18 protein-coding genes are annotated in these 22,506 nt (G+C 59.0%); 4 read left to right on the forward strand and 14 right to left on the reverse strand.

All coding sequences use genetic code 11. The annotated features are described in order from the left end of the window. Positions 1-16: 16 nt before the first annotated feature. From H8711_RS02145 to H8711_RS02160, 4 genes are all read right to left on the reverse strand, one after another. Positions 17-1,375, reverse strand: a complete 1,359-nt coding sequence (locus H8711_RS02145; protein WP_249281879.1) for an aminotransferase class I/II-fold pyridoxal phosphate-dependent enzyme — start codon at positions 1,373-1,375, stop codon at positions 17-19. 1 nt (position 1,376) lies between these two features. After that, positions 1,377-2,432, reverse strand: a complete 1,056-nt coding sequence (locus H8711_RS02150) for a lipid II:glycine glycyltransferase FemX (protein ID WP_249281880.1) — start codon at positions 2,430-2,432, stop codon at positions 1,377-1,379. Between the two features lie 369 nt (positions 2,433-2,801). Further along, positions 2,802-3,629 (reverse strand): epoxyqueuosine reductase, encoded by an 828-nt coding sequence (locus tag H8711_RS02155; RefSeq protein ID WP_249281881.1) that lies wholly within the window; start codon positions 3,627-3,629, stop codon positions 2,802-2,804. 77 nt (positions 3,630-3,706) lie between these two features. Next, positions 3,707-5,983 carry a vitamin B12-dependent ribonucleotide reductase gene (locus H8711_RS02160; RefSeq protein ID WP_249281882.1) on the reverse strand — a complete coding sequence of 759 codons (2,277 nt, stop codon included), beginning with the start codon at positions 5,981-5,983 and terminating at the stop codon, positions 3,707-3,709. A 217-nt stretch (positions 5,984-6,200) separates the two neighbouring features. On the opposite strand from H8711_RS02160, the gene H8711_RS02165 reads away from it, so the two are divergent. From H8711_RS02165 to H8711_RS02180, 4 genes are all read left to right on the forward strand, one after another. After that, positions 6,201-7,343, forward strand: coding sequence for a ribose-phosphate pyrophosphokinase (locus H8711_RS02165; RefSeq protein WP_249281883.1), 1,143 nt, complete (start codon positions 6,201-6,203; stop codon positions 7,341-7,343). Positions 7,344-7,934: 591 nt separating this feature from the next. Then, positions 7,935-8,387 carry a hypothetical protein gene (locus H8711_RS02170; protein WP_249281884.1) on the forward strand — a complete coding sequence of 151 codons (453 nt, stop codon included), beginning with the start codon at positions 7,935-7,937 and terminating at the stop codon, positions 8,385-8,387. A 59-nt stretch (positions 8,388-8,446) separates the two neighbouring features. Further along, a complete protein-coding gene (locus tag H8711_RS02175; protein ID WP_249281885.1) occupies positions 8,447-9,286 on the forward strand; it encodes a DeoR/GlpR family DNA-binding transcription regulator in 840 nt (279 codons plus the stop codon). Positions 9,287-9,377: 91 nt separating this feature from the next. Continuing rightward, entirely contained in the window at positions 9,378-9,779 is a 402-nt protein-coding gene (locus H8711_RS02180; protein ID WP_249281886.1) for a hypothetical protein, read from the forward strand. Positions 9,780-9,836: 57 nt separating this feature from the next. Here the strand turns inward: H8711_RS02180 and carB are convergent, their stop codons facing one another. From carB to H8711_RS02230, 10 genes are all read right to left on the reverse strand, one after another. Continuing rightward, positions 9,837-13,028 carry a carbamoyl-phosphate synthase large subunit gene (carB, locus tag H8711_RS02185; protein WP_249281887.1) on the reverse strand — a complete coding sequence of 1,064 codons (3,192 nt, stop codon included), beginning with the start codon at positions 13,026-13,028 and terminating at the stop codon, positions 9,837-9,839. Then, positions 13,028-14,137: a carbamoyl phosphate synthase small subunit gene (locus H8711_RS02190; RefSeq protein ID WP_249281888.1), complete on the reverse strand. Its 1,110-nt coding sequence runs from the start codon at positions 14,135-14,137 to the stop codon at positions 13,028-13,030. The genes carB and H8711_RS02190 overlap by 1 nt, the downstream gene beginning before the upstream one ends. A gap of 50 nt (positions 14,138-14,187) precedes the next feature. Next, positions 14,188-15,120, reverse strand: coding sequence for an orotidine-5'-phosphate decarboxylase (pyrF, locus tag H8711_RS02195; protein WP_249281889.1), 933 nt, complete (start codon positions 15,118-15,120; stop codon positions 14,188-14,190). After that, positions 15,117-16,406: a dihydroorotase gene (locus H8711_RS02200; protein WP_249281890.1), complete on the reverse strand. Its 1,290-nt coding sequence runs from the start codon at positions 16,404-16,406 to the stop codon at positions 15,117-15,119. The genes pyrF and H8711_RS02200 overlap by 4 nt, the downstream gene beginning before the upstream one ends. Further along, positions 16,400-16,948: a bifunctional pyr operon transcriptional regulator/uracil phosphoribosyltransferase PyrR gene (gene pyrR / locus H8711_RS02205; protein WP_343274340.1), complete on the reverse strand. Its 549-nt coding sequence runs from the start codon at positions 16,946-16,948 to the stop codon at positions 16,400-16,402. Before pyrR ends, H8711_RS02200 begins: the two co-directional genes overlap by 7 nt. Positions 16,949-17,344: 396 nt before the next feature. After that, positions 17,345-18,865: a lysine--tRNA ligase gene (gene lysS / locus H8711_RS02210; protein WP_249281891.1), complete on the reverse strand. Its 1,521-nt coding sequence runs from the start codon at positions 18,863-18,865 to the stop codon at positions 17,345-17,347. Between the two features lie 145 nt (positions 18,866-19,010). After that, positions 19,011-19,493, reverse strand: coding sequence for a transcription elongation factor GreA (gene greA, locus H8711_RS02215; RefSeq protein WP_249281892.1), 483 nt, complete (start codon positions 19,491-19,493; stop codon positions 19,011-19,013). A 145-nt stretch (positions 19,494-19,638) separates the two neighbouring features. Beyond that, positions 19,639-20,490, reverse strand: a complete 852-nt coding sequence (locus H8711_RS02220) for a hypothetical protein (protein WP_249281893.1) — start codon at positions 20,488-20,490, stop codon at positions 19,639-19,641. A gap of 159 nt (positions 20,491-20,649) precedes the next feature. Then, a complete protein-coding gene (locus tag H8711_RS02225) occupies positions 20,650-21,039 on the reverse strand; it encodes a GNAT family N-acetyltransferase (protein WP_343253304.1) in 390 nt (129 codons plus the stop codon). A gap of 167 nt (positions 21,040-21,206) precedes the next feature. Next, on the reverse strand, positions 21,207-22,487 hold the full coding sequence (locus H8711_RS02230; RefSeq protein ID WP_249281894.1) for a S41 family peptidase: 1,281 nt from the start codon (positions 22,485-22,487) through the stop codon (positions 21,207-21,209). Positions 22,488-22,506: the final 19 nt, after the last annotated feature.

Below are 22,506 nucleotides of genomic sequence, written 5' to 3' on the forward strand. Positions count from 1 at the left end.
TTTGGTTTTTCCACCTTTATAATATCACTTTTACGATCGAGTTTCCACTTGTTTTCAAAAGATTCACCGCGTCGCGGTTAATTTTTTCTCCCGGCATGACCACCGGGATACCCGGCGGACAAGGGCAGACCATCGAAGCTGCCACCCGCCCCTCGCTGTTTTCCACCGGGACGGTTTCGCTCGGTGCGAAGATTGCGTCGCGCAGGGAAAGCGCCGCTTCCAAGCGCGGCACCGGATAATACTCCTCCCCCCCTACCGAAGGCAGATCCCAAGCATTTAAAAACTTACTCACCCGCCGGTAGTCCCCGCCGGTGTTTTCAGGGCTGGCCATCAGCACCGCCCAATGTCCGCTGACATATTCAGGCTCGATACCCGCTTCGCGCAGGCGCGCGCCGAATTCCGCGCCGGTGAGCCCCCAGTTGTAGACCGAGAGCACCAGCTTGGTATAATCGCGCGGGCCGGTCAAGGGTACGAACCCCTTTTGCACCGCGAGCTGCTCCAGCTCCTTGACCCGGTCGCGCACCGCGGCGAATTCCTCCGCCACATGTCCGCACTCCAGGTAGGCGGCGCAGCGGTCGATCGAAAGCAGGATCAGATAGCTCGGGCTGGTGGAGCCGAACAGCGCCATCTTCTGTTTGGCCGCCGGTATGTAGCGCGGGTTGCCGATGTGCAGCAGCGCCCCGCCGGTGAGCACAGGCAGGGTTTTATGCAGCGAATCGCAGCAGAGGTCCGCCCCCAGATCGATGGGGTGCAAACTGGGCGTTTGAAACTTCAGATGAGCGCCGTGGGCGTTGTCCACCAGCAGCGGCACGCGGTAGAACCGGCAGATGCGGGCGATCTCCCCGACGTCGCTGAGCACCCCGAAGTAGTCCGGGCTGGTGATGTACACCGCGCAGACCCCCGCGTCCCCGCGCAGGCACTCCTCCACCTCCTCCGGACGGATGCGCCCGCCCATGCCGCAGCCCGCGGCGCCGTCCGGGTAGATCCATACCGGGGTGAGCCCCAGCAGCGCCATCGCACTGACAGCCGACGTGTGCAGGTTGCGCCCTGCAAGCACCCGACCGCCCGGCTTCGCCACCAGCGCCAGCATCGTCTGGATGCAGAGCGTCGCCCCACCCGCCGAGAGCAGGGTGCGCTTGGAGCCGTACAGCTTGGCATAGGCCTCCTCCAGCGCGCGCAGCGCGCCGTCCGCCTCGTACAGGCTATCTGCGCCCTCCACCTCAGTGATATCGTACCGCTCTGCTCCGCCAAACGGCAAACGCTCGCCGCTGCGGTTCGCGGGGAAGCCCTTGTGCCCCGGCATGTGAAAGCGGGACGCATCCCGCGCCAGATAAGCGGAAACCGCTTTAAAAAGCGGCGTCTGTTTTTCCATCATATCAACGATTGCCCTTCCCTCTCCGCTTGATCGCATCCAGCTTTTCCTTGGCTGCAATCGCAGCATCGGTCATCCGGCAGGCCAGCGGCCGGTAGACGTAATCGAACTCGCCGGCCAGCTCATCCAACTGGCCGTTGAACCCCTTTTTGAAGCGGTAGAGGCCGTACATGTGGTGCCCCTCCTCCAGAATACCGGAGACGCCCTGGAAGTCGTACACTGTGCAGCCGGTCTCAACCGCCCAGCGGATCATCTCCCACTGCATCAAATAGTTGGGCATCACGTCGCGGTGGACGTTGTCGGACGCGCCGTAGACATAGCACACCTTGCCCGCATAGTTGGTGGAAATCGCACCGCACACCGGCGTGCCCTGATAAAAGCCCATATACAGCCGCACATGCTCTCCCAGCGCGTCGAGCATCCGCACAAAATAGGACCTGGGGCGCACGTTGAAACCGTCGCGCTCCCCCGTCACCCGCATGATGCGGACAAACTCGTCCAGATACTCCTGTCCCACCGGACGGACCTCCACCCCGTTGCGCATGGCGATGCGCACCTTGCGCCGGGTGGTCTGGGTCAGGTTGGCGAACAGCTCTTCCTCGCTGCGGCCGCCGAGATACAGGCGGTAGTTGAACCGCGCCTGGATGGTCTCAAACCCTTCCGGGCCCGCAAACTGCCGAAAGCCCAGCCCCTTGGCGATGGAGATAAACTCGCTGTCGCTCATCAGCACATCCGGGTCCATCTTAAAGGTGTGCGCACGGTGTTTTTTGGCAAGCGCATCGACGCCCGCTTTGAGGTCGGCGAGCACCGCCCTGTCGTGCAGGTCGCACACCGGGCCGCGCGGCGCGTACAAAAACGAGATGCCGATCAGCGGGATCTGCTGCACCAGCACACCGCACGCACCCACAATTTTGCCGCTGGCATCGCGCGATACGACCGCCTCCCAGCCCCAATTGTTTTTCACCTTGCGCCAGTCGGCGCTCTGGGTGAACCCGCCCTGCGGGTGGTTCGCAACAAACGCCTCATACTCGCCGTATTGCTCTTCTGATAAGATCTCCAACCGTGTTCACTCCCCATTGTTGCCGGACAGGCCGGCCGCGCCCGAAGGCGGCTGTTGTTTCTGTCATTAGGTTCTGCGGCATAGCCCACAGCCACGCCGCTGTCGCGCAGCGCGCGGATCGCTTTGGCCATCAATTTATAATAACCGCTTGCGGTTATTATAGCATAAAGCGGGGCAAAAGCGGAGAAGCCGCTTTTGCAATCGTTGCAAAACGATTGGCCGCCCTACAGGCGGGACCCGTTTCCGCTGAAAGAACCGCATTGCGGCGCAACTGCGCCGCATCCGCGCGAAGCGCGGGCAACCAAAAGGACTAAGCCTTTTGGTTTGCGGTTATTATAGCACAGCGTCCCGCCGCGGGGCAAGCCCGCCTCACTCTTTTCCCACCGGGGCTTCCCCCTGGCACAGCCGGAGATTGCGCTCCAACACAGCCGCGCCCCGCCAGCCGTACGCCCTCGTTTTGGAGAGCGCGCGGCAGTTCTCCAGGGTTAGTTTATGCACAATATCGCGGTAAAATCCTTTGATCGGGGTGCACCTCGGATTTTGGTTGTGTGGGCAAACATCGGTACAGCGGTCGCACCCCCAGGCGAACCCGCCCTCTGCGATTGCCCGCTGCTCCCACTCCGTGAGCTCCCCCTTCTTTTGGGTGATATGGGACCGGCAGCGGGACAATTCCAGACCTCCGTCCCCGCTGAGCGCGCCGCCCGGGCACGCCTCGACACATCGCCGGCACCCGCCGCAGGTTTGTCTCGACGGAACTGCGGGCGGGAGCTCCAGAGTCGTGACGATCTCGCCGAGGAAGCAATAGGAACCGTATTCGGGCGCGATCAACTGCCCATTGCGGCCGATGAAGCCGAGGCCCGCACGCCAACCAGCCGCCACCTCGCGCACCGGGCTGCTGTCCACAAACGGCTCAAAGCGGTGCCCCGGAAACGCACCGCACAGACGTGCAGCGGCATCCTCCAGCATCGCGCGCGTCACCGTGTGGTAATCGTCCACGATGGCGTAACGGGAGAGGTTGCGGTCGGGGTACTCCCCGACATAGTAAGGAAACAGGCAAACCACCACGCTGCGCGCCCCCTCCGGCAGGCGCGCGGCCGCCCGGCAGGGCAGCAGCGGCGGCAGGTCGGCAAAGGCGCATACCCCCCAGCGGGGAATGCCGGCTTTCCGCAGGCATTGTTCCACAGCTTCAGTTGTCAACCCGGTCGTCCTCCTTTCGCGCGGAAAAGGGCGGGGCCCGATGTGCCGGGGCCCGCCCATATGCAGTGAATATAATCTCAGTTGCACTTGGAATAACCACAGGAACGGCAGGATACGCAGCCGCCTTCGTGCTCCATTTCAGCGCCGCATTCGGGGCAGTACTTTGCGGTTTTCTGGTAGCGCTCCGCGTCCGCCTCGAGCTTTGCGTTGACCTTCTGAATTGGATTCTCCTCCACGGCGCCGGCACCGTGCTCCGCCAGCATCTTCTGGTAATCCGCGACCTTGCGGATGATCTTGGCCATCGCATCCGGGCAGGAGGTGCATTTCATCCCCGGTTGGCGGATGGTGGAGGGGCAACGGATGCCCTTGAGCTGGTCGATCACCTCGTCCACACTCACGCCCGAACGCAGCGCGACCGACGCCAGCCGCGCGGTGGCCTCCGACTGGGACGGGCAGCCGCCCGCCTTGCCAGTGTTGGTGAACACCTCACAAATGCCGTGCTCATCGTAATTGACCGTGACATACAGGTTGCCGCAACCGATCTTCATCCGCTCGGTCATGCCGTAGACCGATTCCGGGCGCGGGCGCGGGGTGATGTCGGTGCGGTAGCCGCCCGCAGGTGCGGCGGGGGCGTCCTCCTTTTTGACATGGCCGATGTTGAGCACCTGGCTGTCGCGGCTTCCATCGCGGTAGATGGTGACCCCCTTGCAGCCCAGCCGATAGGCCTGTAGATAGACCTCAGCCACGTCCTCCCGCGTCGCATCGTGGGTGAAGTTGACCGTCTTGGAGACGGCGTTGTCGGTGTGCTGCTGGAACGCCGCCTGCATTTTGACGTGGTACAGGGGGCTGATGTCGTGCGAGCAGACGAACACCCGCTTGATGTCGTCCGGTATCTCATCGATGTGCTGAAGCGAGCCCGCCTCGATGACCTTTTTCATCAGCTCGTCCGAATAAAGCCCGCGCTCAGTGAGAACCTCTTTGAGCACCGGGTTGACTTCGATCATCTCGGTGCCGTCCATCACATTGCGGATATAGGCGAACGCAAACACCGGCTCGACCCCGGACGAACAGCCCGCCAGGATAGACAGGGTGCCGGTGGGCGCGATGGTGGTGACAGTGGCGTTTCGCAGCGGCTCGCCGTCCGCATAGATGCTCTCTGCAAACAGCGGGAAGCTGCCGCGCGCCCTGGCGAGCTCGCGGCTCTCCTGCCGGCCTGTTTCGGTGATGAAGCCCATCACACGCCCAGCCAGCTCAACCGCCGCCTCCGAGTTGTAGGGGATGCCCATGCGCAACAGCATGTCGGCCCACCCCATCACGCCGAGGCCGATCTTGCGGGTGGCCTTGGTGGTCTTGTCGATGATCTCGAGCGGATATTTGTTGACGTCGATCACATTGTCTAAGAAGTGTACCGCCAATTTGACGATCCGGCCGAGCTTGTCGTAGTCGATGACAAAGCTGCCGTCGTCCATGCGGCGCAGCACCGTCACCAGATTGATCGACCCCAGATTGCAGGACTCGTAGGGCAGCAGCGGCTGCTCGCCGCAGGGGTTGGTGCTCTCGATCTGTCCCTGCCCCGGCACCACGTTGTCGCGGTTGAGCCGGTCCAAAAAGATGATGCCCGGTTCCCCGTTGCGCCATGCACCGTCCACAATGCGGTCGAACACCTCTTTTGCATTCAGGCGGCCGACCTCCTGCCTGGTGCGGGGGTCGTATAAGGCGTAATCCCGCCCTGCGATCGCGGCCTCCATGAACTCCTCTGTAATGCCCACTGAAATGTTGAAATTGGTGATGTCCGCGTTGTTTTTCTTGCAGTCGATAAACGCCAGGATATCCGGATGATCGACGCGCAGGATGCCCATGTTGGCGCCGCGCCGGGTGCCGCCCTGCTTGACCGCCTCGGTGGCCATGTTGAACACCCGCATGAAGCTCACCGGGCCGGAGGCCACGCCGCCGGTGGTCTTGACCGTGCTGCCCGAGGCCCGCAGGCGGGAGAAGGAAAAGCCGGTGCCTCCGCCCGATTTGTGGATCAGCGCCGCCTGCTTGATGGCCTCAAAGATAGCCTCCATGCTGTCCTCCACCGGCAGCACAAAGCAGGCTGAAAGCTGGCCCAGCGGCCGCCCAGCGTTCATCAGCGTGGGGGAGTTGGGGAGAAACTCCAGGCTGGTCATCAGCTCGCGGAATTCCTCCGCCAGCGCCTGTCGATCCGCATCGGTGTTATACAGGCTGTCGGCCCCGGCGATCGCGCCCGCAACGCGGTCGAACAACTCGTCCACCGTCTCCACAACCTCGCCGTTTTCGTCTTTAATTAAATAACGCCTCTCCAAAACGGTGATCGCGTTCTTTCCTATTTTCATTTTGATGCACCTCAATTGCCATTGATTTTCATTGAACACAATATATTGTAGCACTGCCCCAGATGAATCTCAACATCTGTTTTTCAATTTGATACGCTTTGTGAATAATCCGCAAAAAATAGGTAAAAAATCCAGAAAGGCTGATGGTTTTTCCCGTCGTTTTTGGTTGATTTTTTGGAGAAGATAGGATAGAATTGAACAGAAGGAGTGTGGAGACATGACGCAGCAAATTGAGGCACAGGATATTTTCAGTTCTGAGGACCGGGTCGCCCCACTGGGGATCATCGCGACCGAGGGCGCACGTGAATTAGCCGATAAGATCAACGCGCATCTGGTAAAGTGGGCAAAGGATGGCGGCATCGACCGCGACACCTTTATTGTGGACAGCGAATGCCCGCGTTTTTCTTCCGGGGATGGAAAAGGGCTCATCAAATCGACCATCCGCGGCGACGACCTGTTCTTTCTGGTGGATGTGGGGAACTACAGCTGCACCTATAAGCTGTTCGGTATGCAGAACTGCATGTCCCCCGACGACCATTTCCAGGACCTCAAGCGTCTGATTCAGGCGGCCAGCGGCAAGGCACACCGCATCAGCGTGATCATGCCGCTGCTCTACGGCAGCCGCCAGCACCGCCGCAACTACCGCGAATCGCTCGACTGCGCGGTAGCGCTGCAGGAGCTGCAAAACATGGGGGTCAGCAACATCATCACCTTCGACGCACACGACCCGCGCGTGCAGAATGCGACCCCATTGATGGGCTTCGACAACGTCATGCCCAGCTACCAGGTGCTCAAAGCGTTGTTGCGCTCGATCGATCATCTGGACCTCAGCCGGGATCATTTTATGGTGGTCAGCCCCGATGAAGGCGCCATGAGCCGCAACATGTACTATGCCTCGGTGCTCGGCGTGGATTTGGGCATGTTCTATAAGCGCCGCGACTACTCCCGCGTGGTGAACGGCCGCAACCCGATTGTGGCACACGAATATCTGGGCGCCTCGGTGGAGGGCAAGGATGTCTTTATCGCAGACGATATCATCTCCTCGGGCGAATCGATGCTGGACATCGCCTATGAGCTGAAAAAGCACAAGGCCAAGCGCATTCTCGCTTATGCGACCTACGCCATTTACACCAACGGGCTGGAAGCGTTCGACAAGGCCTACGAACAGGGAATCATAGACGGGGTGTTCGGCACCAACCTGACCTATCGCACCCCGGATCTGCGCCAGCGCGAATGGTTCCACGAGGTAGACGTATCAAAATATATCGCCTATTTCATTGCGGCGATCAATCACGATGTCTCGGTAAGCACCATCATCGATCCGCATGAAAAAATCAAAGCGTTGCTTGCAAATCGGTGAGATTGCGGCGGACTGTTTGGTAGTCCGCCGTTTTTTGTCGAAATTTATCTGAATTGCTCGACTTTTGTTGCCAATATTATCCTGTTATGGTATAATAACAATAAATCGGAACGAATTTCTATGCAAGGCTCTGATCTTTGCTCGAGATTTTGTCCCGATGGAAAGCCCGGCCGGAGACTGGTGTTGAGGATGTTTCCGGCTCGACGGCAATGATCGGAAAGCAAGCGATATGATTTGGCAACCTGCTGAAAGGCAGCGGCGCAAAGCGAATAGGCCTAATGCGTAAGCTGCACCCCCGTGTGGGACTGCCCTCTCCTGTCGAAACTCTGCTGGCAAGCAGAGCTTTTTACATCCCGATGTCTATCTTCCTAAAAATCGATCCGAAGTGGTCGCTTTTCATCGAATTCGTGATATAATAACCGCAAAGCAGCTATTATACTTATGCGCAGGCCACCGCGCCTTCCCGGCGCTCCGGCCCATATGTGCAATGATACCATTTGCGCTCTGCGCTCATGGCGTAATAACCGTAGAGGCGGTCGCTTTATCATCACGATTCGACAGCATAACAGGACAACGGGGAGGGGCTACGGCATGAGAAAAAACAACAACTACAGGCGCGCTTTGGAATATCTTGAGCTGGCTACCTGCCTGATTTATCTCGGCTGGCTGGTTTTTCTGGCGATCCTCTGGGGCTCGGAACGCATGGCTCCCCACCGTGTGGCAAATGTGGTAAGCCTTGTGTTTTCTCTGTTGATTTCGGTGCTGCTGTGTTGGATCCGCTGGCTGCCGCAGGTGCGCGCGGTCCGCTCCGGCCTGACTGCGAGGCAGACCGGAAGGATCGTTCGTTCCCGCCTGTGGTGGATCGGATCGGTTAAACTGGTTATGGTCTGTGGTTTCGCAGGAATGTCAATCTCCATGGTGTTTAGCCAAATTCTTCGCATGATCCTTGCTGTTTTGACGATATTGGCGCTGGTCGGCGTCAGTATCCGTTTTGGGCTGGAACAGAAAGCCGTTCTTTCAGATTCTGTCCGTTCGCCGCGATAGTTTTCGCAACCGGGCTGGTGGATGCCTGCGCGACGCCGGGCAGTGAGCAGGAGGAGACCATGAAAAGAATCGGAGATTTCAGACCGAACATCATTCCGGCGGAACGGAAAAAGCGAATCTTCGGCTACATTTTGCAAAACGGCTGCGCGCAAATCCGGGAGCTGTCCAATGTCTTTTTGGTGTCGGAGGCCACAGTGCGGCGCGATCTCGCGGAATTGGAGACCGAAGGGTACATCGAACGCACTCACGGCGGAGCGGTCCTCGCCGGGACGCGCCTGACCGCTGAGCGCGGTTTCACTTCATCTCAATTCGACATACCACATCTCGAGGAAAAGAAAAGCATTGCAGAACACATGGCGAGCTATATCTCCAACGGGGACCGCGTCTTCCTAGATGTGGGAACCACGGCCTTTGAAATTGCCAAACGGTTACACACCCACCGCGATCTCACCGTAGTGACCTGTGATCTGGTGATCGCCAGCATGGTGGAGTTCCACCCCAGTAGCACCTTGATTGTGACTGGGGGCATCAAACGGGAGGGGGGGCACCATCTGCTGATGGGCACCCTAGCCGTCGAATTTCTCAAAAATATCCACCTCGACAAAGCCATTCTGAGCGTGGATGCGATCGACCCGGATTACGGCCTCTCCCATTCCGATTACACCGATGCGGTCATCAAACGGCTGGTGACGCAGATTGCGGACCAGGTCTATGTGGCTGCGGATCACTCCAAATTCGGCCGTCCCACGCTGGCCCGAGTTTGCGGTTTGGATAAGGTCGATCGTTTGGTGACCGACGACGGGCTCTCCCCCATCTATCAGCGGAGGCTCCGCCAAAAAGGCGTTCCCTTTTTCCTCGCTTCATCTCAACAAGATAACCACTCTCAAGCCCGGCGCTGAGCGCTCCGGGCTTTTTTATTTTTCAGGAGGAAACAATCGACGCGCGGGCGTATATGATGAATTAATCCCCTAAAAGGCGGTGTTATGGATCATGCAAGACTCAGTTCTCCCTGCGGAAGTTCAGGAGCAGGCCGACCTTCTCGACCAATCGCTGTCAAAAATTCAGTTGATCCTCGGCGCGGTGGCGCTCTCCCATGGAACGCTCAGCGAACAACGCCGGCAGCTCATCTGCGGCAGCCTCGACGAATCGTCCTCAGCCTGCTTTCCCGACCTCTTTCCGCCGCGCTTCACCTCCAACCTGATGGTGCTGCTGGCGGTGCTGTATTTTTTCCGGCTGACTGAACAAAACCTGGACACCTCCGATCAGACGCCCGTCTCCCGCTGTTCCTCCCATCTCAACTATATCGCAAGCCTGTTTGTGCTGCTGGCCGCAGCGATCCGCCTGTTCGATGTGGTATTTGTGCGCTGCAACACCGAAGAAATCGCCGCATAACCGCAAAACCGCCCTTCCCTGGCCTGTTGAGCCATTAGAAGGGCGGTCATTTTTTATTTACAGCTTGGTGATATCCACAAAATGCATATCATCGATCGTTTTACCCAGCGCCAGGCAGTCCGCCATCGCGTTGGCGGTGTCCAGCGAGGTGAAGCAGCAGATGCTCCGCTCCACCGCCTTGCGGCGGATCTGCACCGACTGGCGGTGCGGATCGCGGCCCTTGGCCGAGGTGGAGATGACATAGTCAATCTTGCCGCTTTCGATCAGATCCATCACATCCGGCTTGCCCTCCCCGATCTTGCGGACCGAGTTGCAGGCCACCATATGGCGGTTAAGGTTGAGCGCGGTACCGGGGGTGGCATACAGGGTGAAACCGATCCGTTCAAACTTCTCTGCGATGGGGATAATTTCCTGTTGGTCACTGCTGCGCACCGAGAGCAGCACCCCGCCGCCGCGCTTCATCTTGTATCCGGCCGCCACCAGGCCCTTGTAAAGCGCTTCCTCAAAGGTTTTGGCGATGCCCAACACCTCGCCGGTGGATTTCATCTCAGGGCCGAGCTGGGTGTCGAGGTCGTGCAGCTTCTCAAAGCTGAACACCGGCACCTTGACCGCGATATAATCCCCTTCCGGATAGAGGCCGGTGCCGTAGCCCAGCGATTTCAGGGATGCGCCCAACATAATTTTAGTGGCAAGATCCACCATCGGTACGCCGGTGACCTTGCTGATATAAGGCACGGTGCGGGAGGAGCGGGGATTGACCTCGATCACGTACACCGCGTCGTTGTAGACAACATACTGGATGTTGACCAGACCCACCACATCCAGCGCCTTGGCGAGCTTGCCGGTGTAATCGATGATCGTCTCACGGATGCGCGGGGACAGAGTGCGCGCGGGATAGACCGAAATGGAGTCGCCCGAGTGGACGCCCGCGCGCTCGATATGCTCCATGATGCCGGGGATGAGGTAATCCGTGCCGTCGCAGATCGCATCCACCTCCACCTCGGTACCCATCAGGTATTTGTCGATGAGAACCGGGTTGTCGATATGCTGCGACAGGATGATACCCATGTATTCGGTCACGTCCGCGTCGCTGTGGGCGATGATCATGTTCTGGCCGCCCAGCACATAGGAGGGGCGCAGCAGCACCGGATAGCCTAGGTCGTTGGCGGAGGCGATCGCCTCCTCTGCGGTGAACACGGTGTGGCCCTGCGGACGGGGGATGCCGCACTTCTCCAGCAGCTCGTCGAACCGCTCGCGGTCCTCCGCCGCGTCGATGCTGTCCGCACTGGTGCCGAGGATCTTCACCCCACGCTTTTGCAGATACTTGGTAAGTTTGATCGCGGTCTGGCCGCCGAACTGCACCACCACCGCGTCCGGCTGCTCGGTGGCGAGCACCGAATCCACATCCTCTGGGGTGAGGGGATCGAAGTAGAGCCGGTCGGAGGTGTCGAAGTCGGTGGAGACCGTCTCGGGGTTGTTGTTGGCGATGATCGCCTCGTATCCGGCCTCCTTGAGCGCCCAGACACAGTGCACCGAGCAGTAGTCAAACTCGATGCCCTGGCCGATGCGGATCGGGCCAGAGCCGAACACGATCACCTTCTTTTTGCCTGTGTGGTTCTGCTCGATATGCTCCTTGGCCTCGTTGGCCTCATCGAAGGTGGAGTAGAAGTAAGGGGTCTGCGCGGCGAACTCCGCGGCGCAGGTGTCCACCATCTTGTAGCTCGCTGCGCGCGGGTGCTCCACCTTCTGGCCGGAAAGCTGCTCGATGGTGGAATCGAGGAATCCGTATTTCTTGGCGGTGATATATTTCTCCTGGGTCAGCTCGCCTTCGGCGAGCTCCGCCTCCAACTGGCACAGATGCAACAATTTGTACAGGAACCAACGATCGATCTTGGTGATATCGAAGATGATATCGGGCGAGACGCCGCGCTTCAGCGCCTCATACACCACGAAGATACGCTCGTCGTCGCAGTCGTGCAGCTTCGCTTCAATCTGTTCGTCGGTGAGCCCCTTGAGCTTGGGCAGGTTCATGGTGTTGATCCCCAGCTCGATCGAACGGACAGCCTTCATCATGGCGTGCTCGAAGCTGGTACCGATCGCCATCACCTCGCCGGTGGCCTTCATCTGGGTACCCAGTGTACGCTTGGCGTAGACAAATTTATCAAACGGCCACTTCGGGAACTTCACCACAATGTAGTCGATGGCCGGCTCAAAGCAGGCATAGGTGGTGCCGGTGACCGCGTTGACGATCTCGTCGAGGGTGTATCCGATGGCGATCTTGGTCGCCACCTTGGCGATGGGATAGCCGGTCGCCTTGGAGGCCAGCGCCGAGGAACGGGAGACGCGCGGGTTAACCTCGATCACCGCATATTCAAAACTGTCGGGGTACAGGGCGAACTGGCAGTTGCAGCCGCCCTCGACCCCCAGCGCATTGACGATGTTGAGCGCCGCGGTGCGCAGCATCTGGTACTCGCGGTTGGAAAGGGTCACAGCGGGCGCGACCACGATCGAGTCGCCGGTGTGCACCCCCACCGGATCGACGTTCTCCATCGAACAGACGGTGATGCAGTTGCCGTTGCGGTCGCGGATGACCTCGAACTCGATCTCCTTCCAGCCCGAGATGCACTTTTCGATGAGCACCTGGGTGATGGGGGAAAGCCGCAAGCCGTTTTCCGCGATCTCGTGCAGCTCCTCCGGCGTGGCCGCAATGCCGCCACCGGTGCCGCCCAATGTAAACGCCGGACGCACAATCACCGGATAACCGATCTCCTCCGCAAACGCGAGCGCGCCCTCGACCGTCTCTTCCACCTGAGAGGGGATGCAGGGCTCGCCGATCGACTCCATCGTATCCTTGAAAATCTGGCGGTCCTCCGCCTTGTCGATCGTCTCGGGGTTAGCGCCCAGGAGCTTCACGCCCTGCGCGTCGAGGAAACCCTCCTTGGCGAGCTGCATCGAGAGGGTCAGGCCAGTCTGTCCGCCCAGAGTGGACAGCACGCTGTCCGGCTTTTCAATTTCGATGATCTTTTTCACCACATCCAGGGTGAGGGGTTCGATGTAGATTTTATCCGCCATCGCTTTATCAGTCATGATGGTGGCGGGATTGGAGTTTACCAGAACGACCTCCAGGCCCTCCTCCTTGAGCGCCCGGCATGCCTGGGTGCCCGCATAATCAAATTCCGCTGCCTGGCCGATCACAATCGGGCCAGAGCCGATCACCAATACTTTTTTAATATCGCTGCGCAGTCCCATTATCTGTTCCCTCCCGCATTCATCATATTGATAAACCGCCCCACGTAGTAGTGCTTATCGCCCGTGCCGGTGAACGCTTCGGGGTGAAACTGGATGGAAAACGCGGGAGATTTCTTGTAAGAAATGCCTTCACAGGTCTTATCGTTGATGTTGCGGCAGAACACCTCGCCCTCCGATTTGGGCAGGCTCCCCTCATCCACCGCATAGCCGTGGTTCTGCGAGGTGACAAACGTCTTGCCGATGCCGCTGTCTACCACCGGCTGGCTGCCGCCGCGGTGGCCGTGCGGGAGCTTTTTCACCTGTGCACCGACCGCCAGCGCCATCAGTTGGTGGCCCAGACCGATGCCCATAACCGGGATACCGCTGCCCATCAAGGCGCGGATGCTGGGGAGCAGCTCCCCGCAGTCCTCTGGGTTGCCGGGGCCCCCAGCCAGGACGATGCCGTCCGGCGCGAGGGCAGCCGCCTGATCGGCAGGGGTGTTCCACGGCAGCAGCGTCACATCGTAGCCGCGCCCGTTGAACGCGTCGATGATGCTTCTGAGGCAGCCGAAGTCGTAGACGGCGACCTCGCCCACCCGCTCGCCGGTTGCAGAATACCGCTTGAGCTCTGTGACCGAGACAGCCTGCACCGACTGTTGGATGCGGAAACTCTTTGCCATCTTCAGCAGCTCGGCCCGGTCGGCCGCCATATCGTTGGTGATGACCCCGTTCATCGTGCCCTGTTCGCGCAGATGAGCGGTCAACGCACGCGTATCGATGTCGTAGAGGCCGATCACGCCCTGCGCCTTGAGGAAGGCGTCGATCGTCTCCTCGCAGCGGAAGTTGGACGGCTGCTCGCACCATTCGCGGACAATATAGCCGGTGGCGTGCGCGCGGTCGGACTCGCTGTCCGCCGCGTTCATCCCATAATTGCCCGTGAGCGGGAAGGTCTGCGTGATGATCTGACCAAAGTAACTTGGATCGGTGATCGTCTCCTGAAAGCCGACCGCGCTGGTGGTAAACACCACCTCGCCCACAGCGGTGCCCGCCGCGCCAAAGGATTTTCCTTCAAAGACCGTGCCGTCCTCCAAAAGCAGGATGGCCTTGCTGGTTGTCTGTTCGTACGACATAATATCTCCCCTTTTTCCCGTGGCTGCCGCCACTCCCCGATCTGTCAAATTTATGGTAATGTGATGGCCGGCAGGTGTTGTGTGATATCTTCTTTCATCCGCAGCGCCTCGCGCCGTGCGGCCGCAGCGAACTCCTGCTCAGCGCAGCCCTCCTTTTGCCATGCGCAGAGGATGCCGCGCGACGAGTTGACGATCGCGCCGAGCCCCCGCTCGTCGAACGCACCCAGGACATCCCAGGCGCCGCCGCCCTGCGCGCCGTAGCCCGGCACCAGGAAGAAGGTGTGCGGCATGGCCCGGCGCAGCTCCTCCAACTGTTCGGGGTAGGTGGCTCCCACCACCGCGCCCACCGCGGAATAGCCGTAACGGCCCATGGCATCTGCGCCCCAGTGCTCGCACATCTCGCCCATCACGCGGTACACCGGCATATCGCCGATCTGCCGGTCCTGCAACTCGCCCGACGATTTGTTGGAGGTCTTGCAGAGCACAAAGATGCCCTTATCCCGCTCGTTGCACAGCTTCACCAGCGGCGCGACGCCGTCGGTGCCGAGATACCCGTTCACGGTGAGGCTGTCGCCGCCGAAGGCTTCAAACTCCTCGCTGTCCACCAACGTCGCTCCGAGATGGGCGACCGCATACGCCTCCATGGTGGTGCCGATATCGTTGCGCTTGCCGTCGGTGATGACATACATCCCCTTACTTTTGGCATACTGGATGGTGTCGTGGAGGGTCTTCATCCCCTCATAGCCGAACATCTCGTAGTAAGCGCACTGCGGCTTGACCGCAGGCACCACGTCGCACAGCGCGTCGATGAGCGCCTTGTTGTAGGCCAGAATCGCCTGGGACGCGCCCTTCAGGTTGCGCCCGTGCAGCCGAAACTGCTCCTCCCGCAGATACGCGGGGATGTATTCCAATTTGGGGTCAAGGCCCGCCACCGTGGGGTTCTGCGTCTCCACGATTCGTTCGAGCAAACGGTCAAAGCTCATGGTGTTACCTCCGTCTCTTCCCTATCTTGATATATGATCTTACCGTCCCGTATGGTATATTTCACGCGCCCCCTGAGGGCCATGCCCTCGAACGGGGTGTTGCGTGATTTGCTCTTAAACTGTTCGGCCCGCACCGTCCAGGCTTCATCCGGATCGAACAGGGTGATATCTGCGGAAGTGCCGACGCTCAGGCTGCCGCCTGGCACCCCGAGGATGTGCGCTGGATGTACAGACATCAGCTCCACAATCTTGGAAAGCGGCGCCCCATGCCGGTGATGCAGCACCGTCAATGTAGCCGCCAAAGAGGTTTCCAGCCCCACGATGCCGTTGGGCGCATGTAGGAAATCCGCTTTCTCCTCGGGTGCGTGAGGGGCGTGGTCGGTGATGATGCAGTCGAGCGTACCATCCAGTACCCCCTCCATCACCGCGTCCACATCCTCCTGCTCACGCAGCGGCGGGTTCATGCGGAAGTTCGCATCTCTGGTCCGCAGCAGCTCGTGGGTCATCATCAAGTAGTGCGGCGCGGTCTCCGCCGTGACCCTGACCCCTCGTGCCTTGGCGCTCCGGATGATCTCGACTGAACCCCTGGTGGAGACGTGCGCGATGTGGATGCGCCCCCCCGTCCGTTCGGCCAGGAGACACTCCCGCTCGGTGATGCTGTCCTCGCTGCGGCGGTCCATCCCCTTCACGCCGAGCGCCTCGGAGACGCTTCCCTTGTGGATGATCCCGCCGTCGATGATCGCAAGGTCCTCACAGTGGCTGGTGATGAACATCCCCATTTCGCTGCTGCGCCGGATCGCCTCCTCCATCAGCGCGTCGCTCTCCACCGGCTTGCCGTCGTCGCTCAGCGCGACTGCGCCCGCCTCCCGCAGGGCTGCGAAGTCGGTCAATTCGGCGCCCGCCATGCCCTTGGTGATCGCCGCAACCGGATAGACCCGGCTCAGGCCGGTCTCCTTCGCGCGATCCCGAATGTAACGCAGCACCTCGGGGCAATCGGTCACCGGCTTGGTGTTCGGCATACATGCGACTGCGGTAAAGCCGCCTGCGGCCGCGGCCGCGCAGCCGCTCGCGATATCCTCCTTGTGGGTGAATCCCGGGTCGCGCAAATGCACATGCATGTCGATCAGCCCCGGACAGGCAACCAAGCCCCCGGCTTCGAGCACCGGTTCGCCGTCGGCCGCAAGTGAATGTCCTATCGCAGCGACCTTGCCGCCCTTTACCAGAAGGTCGAGCCGCTCATCGAGCCCATTCTGCGGGTCGACCACCCGTGCATTGCGAATCAGCATGGAGCACCCTCCTCCTCATATAAAATCACCACGCGGTCCGCGCCATCGCGCTCCTGCACATAGACTTTAACCTTCTCCTCGGCGGAGGTGGGCAGATTTTTCCCCACAAAATCCGGCCGGATCGGCAGCTCGCGGTGGCCACGATCCACCATCACCGCCAACTGAATCTTCTGCGGCCGCCCCCGATCCATCAGGCCGTCGATCGCGGCGCGCACGCTGCGCCCGGTGTAGATCACGTCGTCCACCAGCACCACCCGCTTGCCGGTCACGTCGAAAGCGATCTGCGAACGGTCCTCTTCGGGACTGCGCCGCAGGTCATCGCGGTAGGGCGTGATGTCGAGGTAGCCCACCGGCACCCGCATCCCCTCGAGCTCTGAAATGCGCTTCGCGATGCGGCCAGCGAGAGAAGCCCCCCGCGAAAGAATACCGATGATGCAGACGTCCTGCAACCCCTTGTTTTTTTCAATAATTTCAAAGGATACCCTGGTGATCGCCCGGCTCATGGCGTTCGCGTCCATGATCTCCGCTTTTTCCCTGAGCACCTGCGCACCTCCCCTTTTTGATATTCAATAACAAAAAAAGCCGCCCGAATTCTCCCCTGGCAGGAAAACCGGACCGGCTTGCTGGTAAGCTGAAACTTCTCGCGTTCTCCTCCATGTGGAATGCGGTGGAAAAACGCCTTATTCACTTTACCGTCAACCTTGCCGGCCTCACAGGACCAACTTAAAGGATGTTCGTTGTCTTTATTATAATACACAATGGAATGAATGTAAATACATTCTTTCCAGAAATACAACCGGAGTTTTCATCTAATTTTTGGTTGATATGTCATCTAGTCGGACTTTCTTTTGACTTTATCATAAAATTCAGTCGAAAAATACACGAAAAAATATGCAAAAAATCCGGATGAAATATTTCATCCGGATTTTGATGGCCGATTATTTGCCCAGCGGCTTCATGGTGGGGAACAACAACACGTCGCGGATGGATGCGGTGTTGGTGAGCAGCATGACCAACCGGTCGATGCCGATACCCAAGCCGCCTGTCGGCGGCATACCGTACTCCATCGCGGTGAGGAAATCCTCATCCACATCGCAGGCCTCGTCGTCGCCCGCGGCCTTGGCAGCCGCCTGCGCCTCGAAGCGCTCGCGCTGGTCGATCGGGTCGTTGAGCTCGGAGAACGCGTTCGCGTGCTCACGGCCGACGATAAACAGCTCAAACCGCTGCGCATAGCCGGGGTTGGCGGGGTCCTTTTTGGCAAGCGGCGAAATTTCGACCGGGTGACCCATGAGGAAGGTTGGCTGAATCAGGTGTTCTTCGCAGAACTCATCGAAGAACAGGTTGAGGATATCACCCTTGAGGTGGCGTTCCTCGTACTGGATGTGGTGCTCCTTGGCGGCGGCGCGCGCCTCCTCCACCGTATGAATCTGGTCGAAATCGACGCCCGCATATTTGCGGACCGCTTCCACCATGGAGATACGCTCGAACGGCTTGTCGAGGTCGATCTCCACGTCGCCATAGGTAATCTGGGCGGTGCCCAACACCTTTTTGGCCACCGTGCGGATCAGGTTCTCAGTGATATCCATCATGCCGTTGATATCGGTGTACGCCTGATAGAGCTCCAGCAGGGTAAATTCCGGGTTGTGGCGGGTGTCCATACCCTCGTTGCGGAACACACGGCCGATCTCATAGACGCGGTCAAAGCCGCCCACGATCAGACGCTTGAGGTAGAGCTCAAGCGCGATGCGCAGATACATGTCCATATCCTGCGCGTTGTGGTGGGTGATAAACGGGCGCGCCGACGCGCCGCCCGCGATGGTGTGCAGCACCGGGGTCTCCACCTCAAGGAAGTTTTCCCCATCCAGGAAGTTGCGGATTTCGGTGATGATGCGGGAACGCTTGACAAAGACATCCTTCACCTCGGGGTTGACGATCAGGTCGAGATAACGCTGGCGGTAACGGGTATCGGTGTCCTTGAGCCCGTGGAATTTCTCGGGCAGCGGCAACAGAGACTTGCTCAGCAGCACAATTCCGGTGGCATGCACCGAAATCTCGCCGCGCCGGGTGCGGAACACATAGCCCTTCACACCGACGATGTCGCCGATATCCCACGACTCCTTCATCTCCCGGTAGGATTCCTCACCAACCTGGTCGATCTTCAGGTAGACCTGCATCCGGCCGGTGTGATCCTGGATGTCGAGGAAGCTCGCCTTGCCCATATCGCGGCGACTCATCATACGGCCTGCGATGCACACGTTTTGGTTCTCCATCTCGTCGAAATGCTCGCGGATCTGCTGGGCGAACGCGTCGCGCTCATAGGTGGTGATCAGGAACGGGTCCTTGCCCTGCTCGCAGAGCTTGGCCAATTTGTCGCGGCGAATCTGCAAAATCTCAGAAAGCTGCTGTTCGTTGAGTTCCTCGGTCTGGGGCTCGGTGTTTGGGTTTTGGTTTTCCTGCATACTGTTTAACCTCCATCTCGTCCGCCGCCAATCGGCTGTTTGTGCGCCGGAGCGTTCTATTCCGCTGTTTTATGACACGCGCGAAACCTCAAAAATGCAGGCTATGGTTCCATAGCCCGCATTGATATCCCTGTGATGTGGCTTTTTAAGATCTGGATACCTCCAGAATTTCGTAAGGGACCTCACCGCTCGGGGCGTCCACACTGATGCGTTCGCCGACTTTTTTGCCCAGCAACGCCTTGCCCAGCGGAGATTCATCGGATATTCTATTGTTCATCGGGTCGCTCTCGGTGGAACCAACCAAATAGTAGGTCTCAATCTCATCAAATTCCAGGTCTTTGAGCTTCACAGTGGACCCCACACTGATGGTATCGTGCGCGATCTCCGTCTCATCCAGCACGCGCGCCACCTTCAGCATCGCCTCCACCTCGGCAATACGGGCCTCTACGATCGCCTGCTCGTTCTTCGCCTCGTCATATTCGCTGTTCTCAGAAAGATCGCCGAAGCCGCGCGCCACTTTGATCTTCTCGGCCACTTCCTTGCGTTTGACGGTCTTCAGGTTTTCGTACTCCTCCTGAAGATTTTTCAGGCCCTCTGCTGTCAGAATAATCTCTTTTGCCAATTTCACTCTTCCTTTCCGGGGTGATCCACCGGCTGTGGCAGCCACGAAACTTTGTGTAAAACTACCATTGGTAACCCGCAAAAATCTTCACGGATTACCAATTTCATTTCATTATAGCTCAGCGTCACGCCGATGTCAAGCCCAAGTTTTATTATTTGATGGGGAGAACCGCTGCCCGCTGCGGATTGCTCTGTTCAATAAAGCGCGCGATGTCACCGGGTTTAAGCTGGTTGCCCTTGCAGCGCAGGGCGTCCACCCGAAGCTGCTCGGCCGCTTTCCACCGCCCGAGCTGATAAAACGCCCCGGCAAAATCCAGCGGATCGATGCCCTCAGGGACGATACCGGCCAGTTCTTTCGCCGGCTTGATGCGCGGATCACCCACCAAGCGGCAGGGGGATGGGCGATCGATACAGCCCCCGGTGAGCACCGGGACCGTGGTTGCCAGCCGCTCCGCACCGTCTCCGTCGGGACAGAGCACCAGCAGGGAGCCGCCCACGCCTTCCATATGGTTGGAGACCAACAGTGACGCCCCCAGCTCCTCCATCATGCGTTCCGAGACGCGGCGATACTCCCCTTCCCGTTCGGTCACCACCCGCACGGTGATGCATTGGCAGAGCAGATCGGGGATCAGGTCGGTGAAGTGCGCCTGCCGGTCCACCAGGGTGACCACCTTGCGGTAGAGCGGAACCTGGCAGCGGTGGATGATCTCCAGGCAGGCGTTGCAGATTAGCTGGGCTCGCAGCGCATCCGGTTCAAAGCGCGCCGCCAGGCTGCCCTCGGGGGGCTCCAGGCCGGGCGGCAATACCAGTGCGTGCGCGGCGCGGCCGCAGACCGCCTCCACCTTGTCCCAGTTGATTCGCTCTGAATACGCGGTGAGTAGCAGGTAGCCGCCCAACGGGGTGTCGATGGGCTGCGCTGTGAGCTTCCGCCGCTTGATGCGGTGGACAGCGCGCGACAAGAGGCCGCTGTTTTGTCCCTTTTCGATTCGCAATACCGCAAACAAATCCACTTCCCGCCTTCCGCTCGCTTTGAAACCAGTATATGCGAAGGGCGCAGTGGATTATACCCCTTGCTGAACCGGGAACCGCAAAAATTGCCGCCTGCTGCTGGATGGCATGAGACAGAGAAATACATTCACGCTTCCAACTGATAAGCCCAAACTTTAATCACGATCTTTTCTTGTAATTGTGTAGGATTGCAAGCCCCTTTGGCATCCATTCTTTTCATAGAATTCTTCCACTCCCGGCTGCGCCCCAAAATACAGCATAGTCGGGGTACTCTCCCTGGCAAGCTGGAGCAATTTACTGCCGATTCCTTGTTTCTGATACTCTGGGAGGACAAGTATCTCTGTAATTGTCCCAAAATAGTAGCCGTCTGAAAGAATTCGCAGGCAACCCACAAGCAGTTTATCATCATAAGCAGTTATGTTCCACGTTTTCGATAATGCGGCCTGTGTTTTTTCCACATCGTAATCCCCCGGCCATATTCTATTGACGAACGGGATAAACACGGCGGCGTTCAGAATTTGGTCATCAACTTTATATTCCATCATTTCTTTTCCTCCTCTACTTAAGATCGTCGATCGCTTTGCTTCATCATACATCATTTTTTCTGTATCAGGCTATCAACAAGAAGTCCCCACAGACAGGCTCTCCTATCTGTGGGGACTTGCTGTTTTACAACCACTTGTCAAAATGGCGGACATCGATTGCGCCGAAGTTACTCAGCGGCGGAGGATTCGGAAGAAGAATCTGAGGAAGCGGCATCGCTGCCCGCATTGGCCGCCTGGTCATCCGAAGCGCGGAGCAGGCTCTGCACCACCTCGACCGCCTTCTTGATCTGCGGGTCGGTGTTCTCATCCAGCTGCGCGAAGTTTTTCTCTTCGTCGGGGCTGAGCTTCACCTCGTAATCCGGCTTGACACCGACCAGATTGAATGTATCGCTGTTGGGAGTTTTATAGACCGCCGTGGTCAGCATGATCGCCGAGCCGTCGGTCAGCTTGATGGTATCCTGCTTGGTCCCTTTTCCCATCGTGCGGGTACCCACCGTCTTGGCTTTGCCGTAATCCTTGAGCACCTGTGCGATGATCTCCGCCTCGCGGGCAGTCTTCTCGTTGGTGAGGATCACGATCGGCATATCCAGAACCTTGGAATCGGTCGTCTCAAACTGCTCCACCCGCCCATTTTTATAGGTGGCGCTCACCACCGGCTGGGACGGCAGGATGCGGTCGAGAATCTTCACCGCAGAATCGAAGATGCCGCCGCCGTTGCCGCGCAGGTCGATGATGAACGACCGCGCGCCGTCGTTGATCAGCTTCTCCAGCTGCTTGATGAACTGCTCGTCGGTGGTGTCCGAAATATCGGAGATGCGCAGATAGCCGATGCCGTCCGCCAGCGTCTTGGGAAACACCGAGGGGATATCCACATGCCGGCGGGTAATGCCATCGGGCAGGGTCACGTCCTCGTTGTCGCGGCGGTACACCAAGCCGATCTTGGTGCCCGCCTCGCCCTGCAGAAGCTCCTGCATCTGGCTGCTGTTCTCGGCGTTGATCTCCACATCGTCGATCTTGATGAGGAGATCGCCCACCTGCAATCCGGAGGATTCCGCCGTGGAGCCGGGGTAAATATCGGTGATTACCAGATATCCGCTGGGGTCCTTCTCGGTTACAACGCCGATGCCCACGATGCGGCCCTCGGCCTGCTGCGATTCCTTCTGGTACGCCTCGGCGGTGTAGTAGCGCGCATAGGCGTCGCCGCTGCCCCGCGCGTAACCGGCGGAGAGCGCATCCATCAGCACCTTGTCGTCAATTTCGCCCGCGTAGTTGTTGCGGAATATCTTATCGATTTCGGAGAGCTTGCTGTAGATCGCCTCGCGTTCCTTGAGGTTGTACATCTTATCGTCGAATACATTCATCGAGAAAATCCAGGTCATGGAAAAGGTCACGGCAGCGACGATCGCCATCAATGTGAACAGCGCGCCGATCGATACCTTCTTACTCATCTGATTACTCCCATCTGTC

Source organism: Ligaoa zhengdingensis (assembly GCF_014384885.1).
Classification (GTDB): Bacteria; Bacillota; Clostridia; order Oscillospirales; family Ruminococcaceae; genus Ligaoa; species Ligaoa zhengdingensis.

Excerpts from the sequence above, each read along its gene's own strand:
- H8711_RS02160 (WP_249281882.1), bottom strand. The coding sequence starts at position 5,983 with ATGAAAATAGGAAAGAACGCGATCACCGTTTTGGAGAGGCGTTATTTA.
- lysS (WP_249281891.1), bottom strand. The coding sequence starts at position 18,865 with ATGCAGGAAAACCAAAACCCAAACACCGAGCCCCAGACCGAGGAACTC.
- H8711_RS02225 (WP_343253304.1), bottom strand. The coding sequence starts at position 21,039 with ATGATGGAATATAAAGTTGATGACCAAATTCTGAACGCCGCCGTGTTT.
- H8711_RS02190 (WP_249281888.1), bottom strand. The coding sequence starts at position 14,137 with ATGTCGTACGAACAGACAACCAGCAAGGCCATCCTGCTTTTGGAGGAC.
- H8711_RS02170 (WP_249281884.1), top strand. The coding sequence starts at position 7,935 with ATGAGAAAAAACAACAACTACAGGCGCGCTTTGGAATATCTTGAGCTG.
- H8711_RS02145 (WP_249281879.1), bottom strand. The coding sequence starts at position 1,375 with ATGATGGAAAAACAGACGCCGCTTTTTAAAGCGGTTTCCGCTTATCTG.
- pyrF (WP_249281889.1), bottom strand. The coding sequence starts at position 15,120 with ATGAGCTTTGACCGTTTGCTCGAACGAATCGTGGAGACGCAGAACCCC.
- H8711_RS02165 (WP_249281883.1), top strand. The coding sequence starts at position 6,201 with ATGACGCAGCAAATTGAGGCACAGGATATTTTCAGTTCTGAGGACCGG.
- H8711_RS02180 (WP_249281886.1), top strand. The coding sequence starts at position 9,378 with ATGCAAGACTCAGTTCTCCCTGCGGAAGTTCAGGAGCAGGCCGACCTT.
- H8711_RS02230 (WP_249281894.1), bottom strand. The coding sequence starts at position 22,487 with ATGAGTAAGAAGGTATCGATCGGCGCGCTGTTCACATTGATGGCGATC.
- carB (WP_249281887.1), bottom strand. The coding sequence starts at position 13,028 with ATGGGACTGCGCAGCGATATTAAAAAAGTATTGGTGATCGGCTCTGGC.
- H8711_RS02175 (WP_249281885.1), top strand. The coding sequence starts at position 8,447 with ATGAAAAGAATCGGAGATTTCAGACCGAACATCATTCCGGCGGAACGG.
- H8711_RS02200 (WP_249281890.1), bottom strand. The coding sequence starts at position 16,406 with ATGCTGATTCGCAATGCACGGGTGGTCGACCCGCAGAATGGGCTCGAT.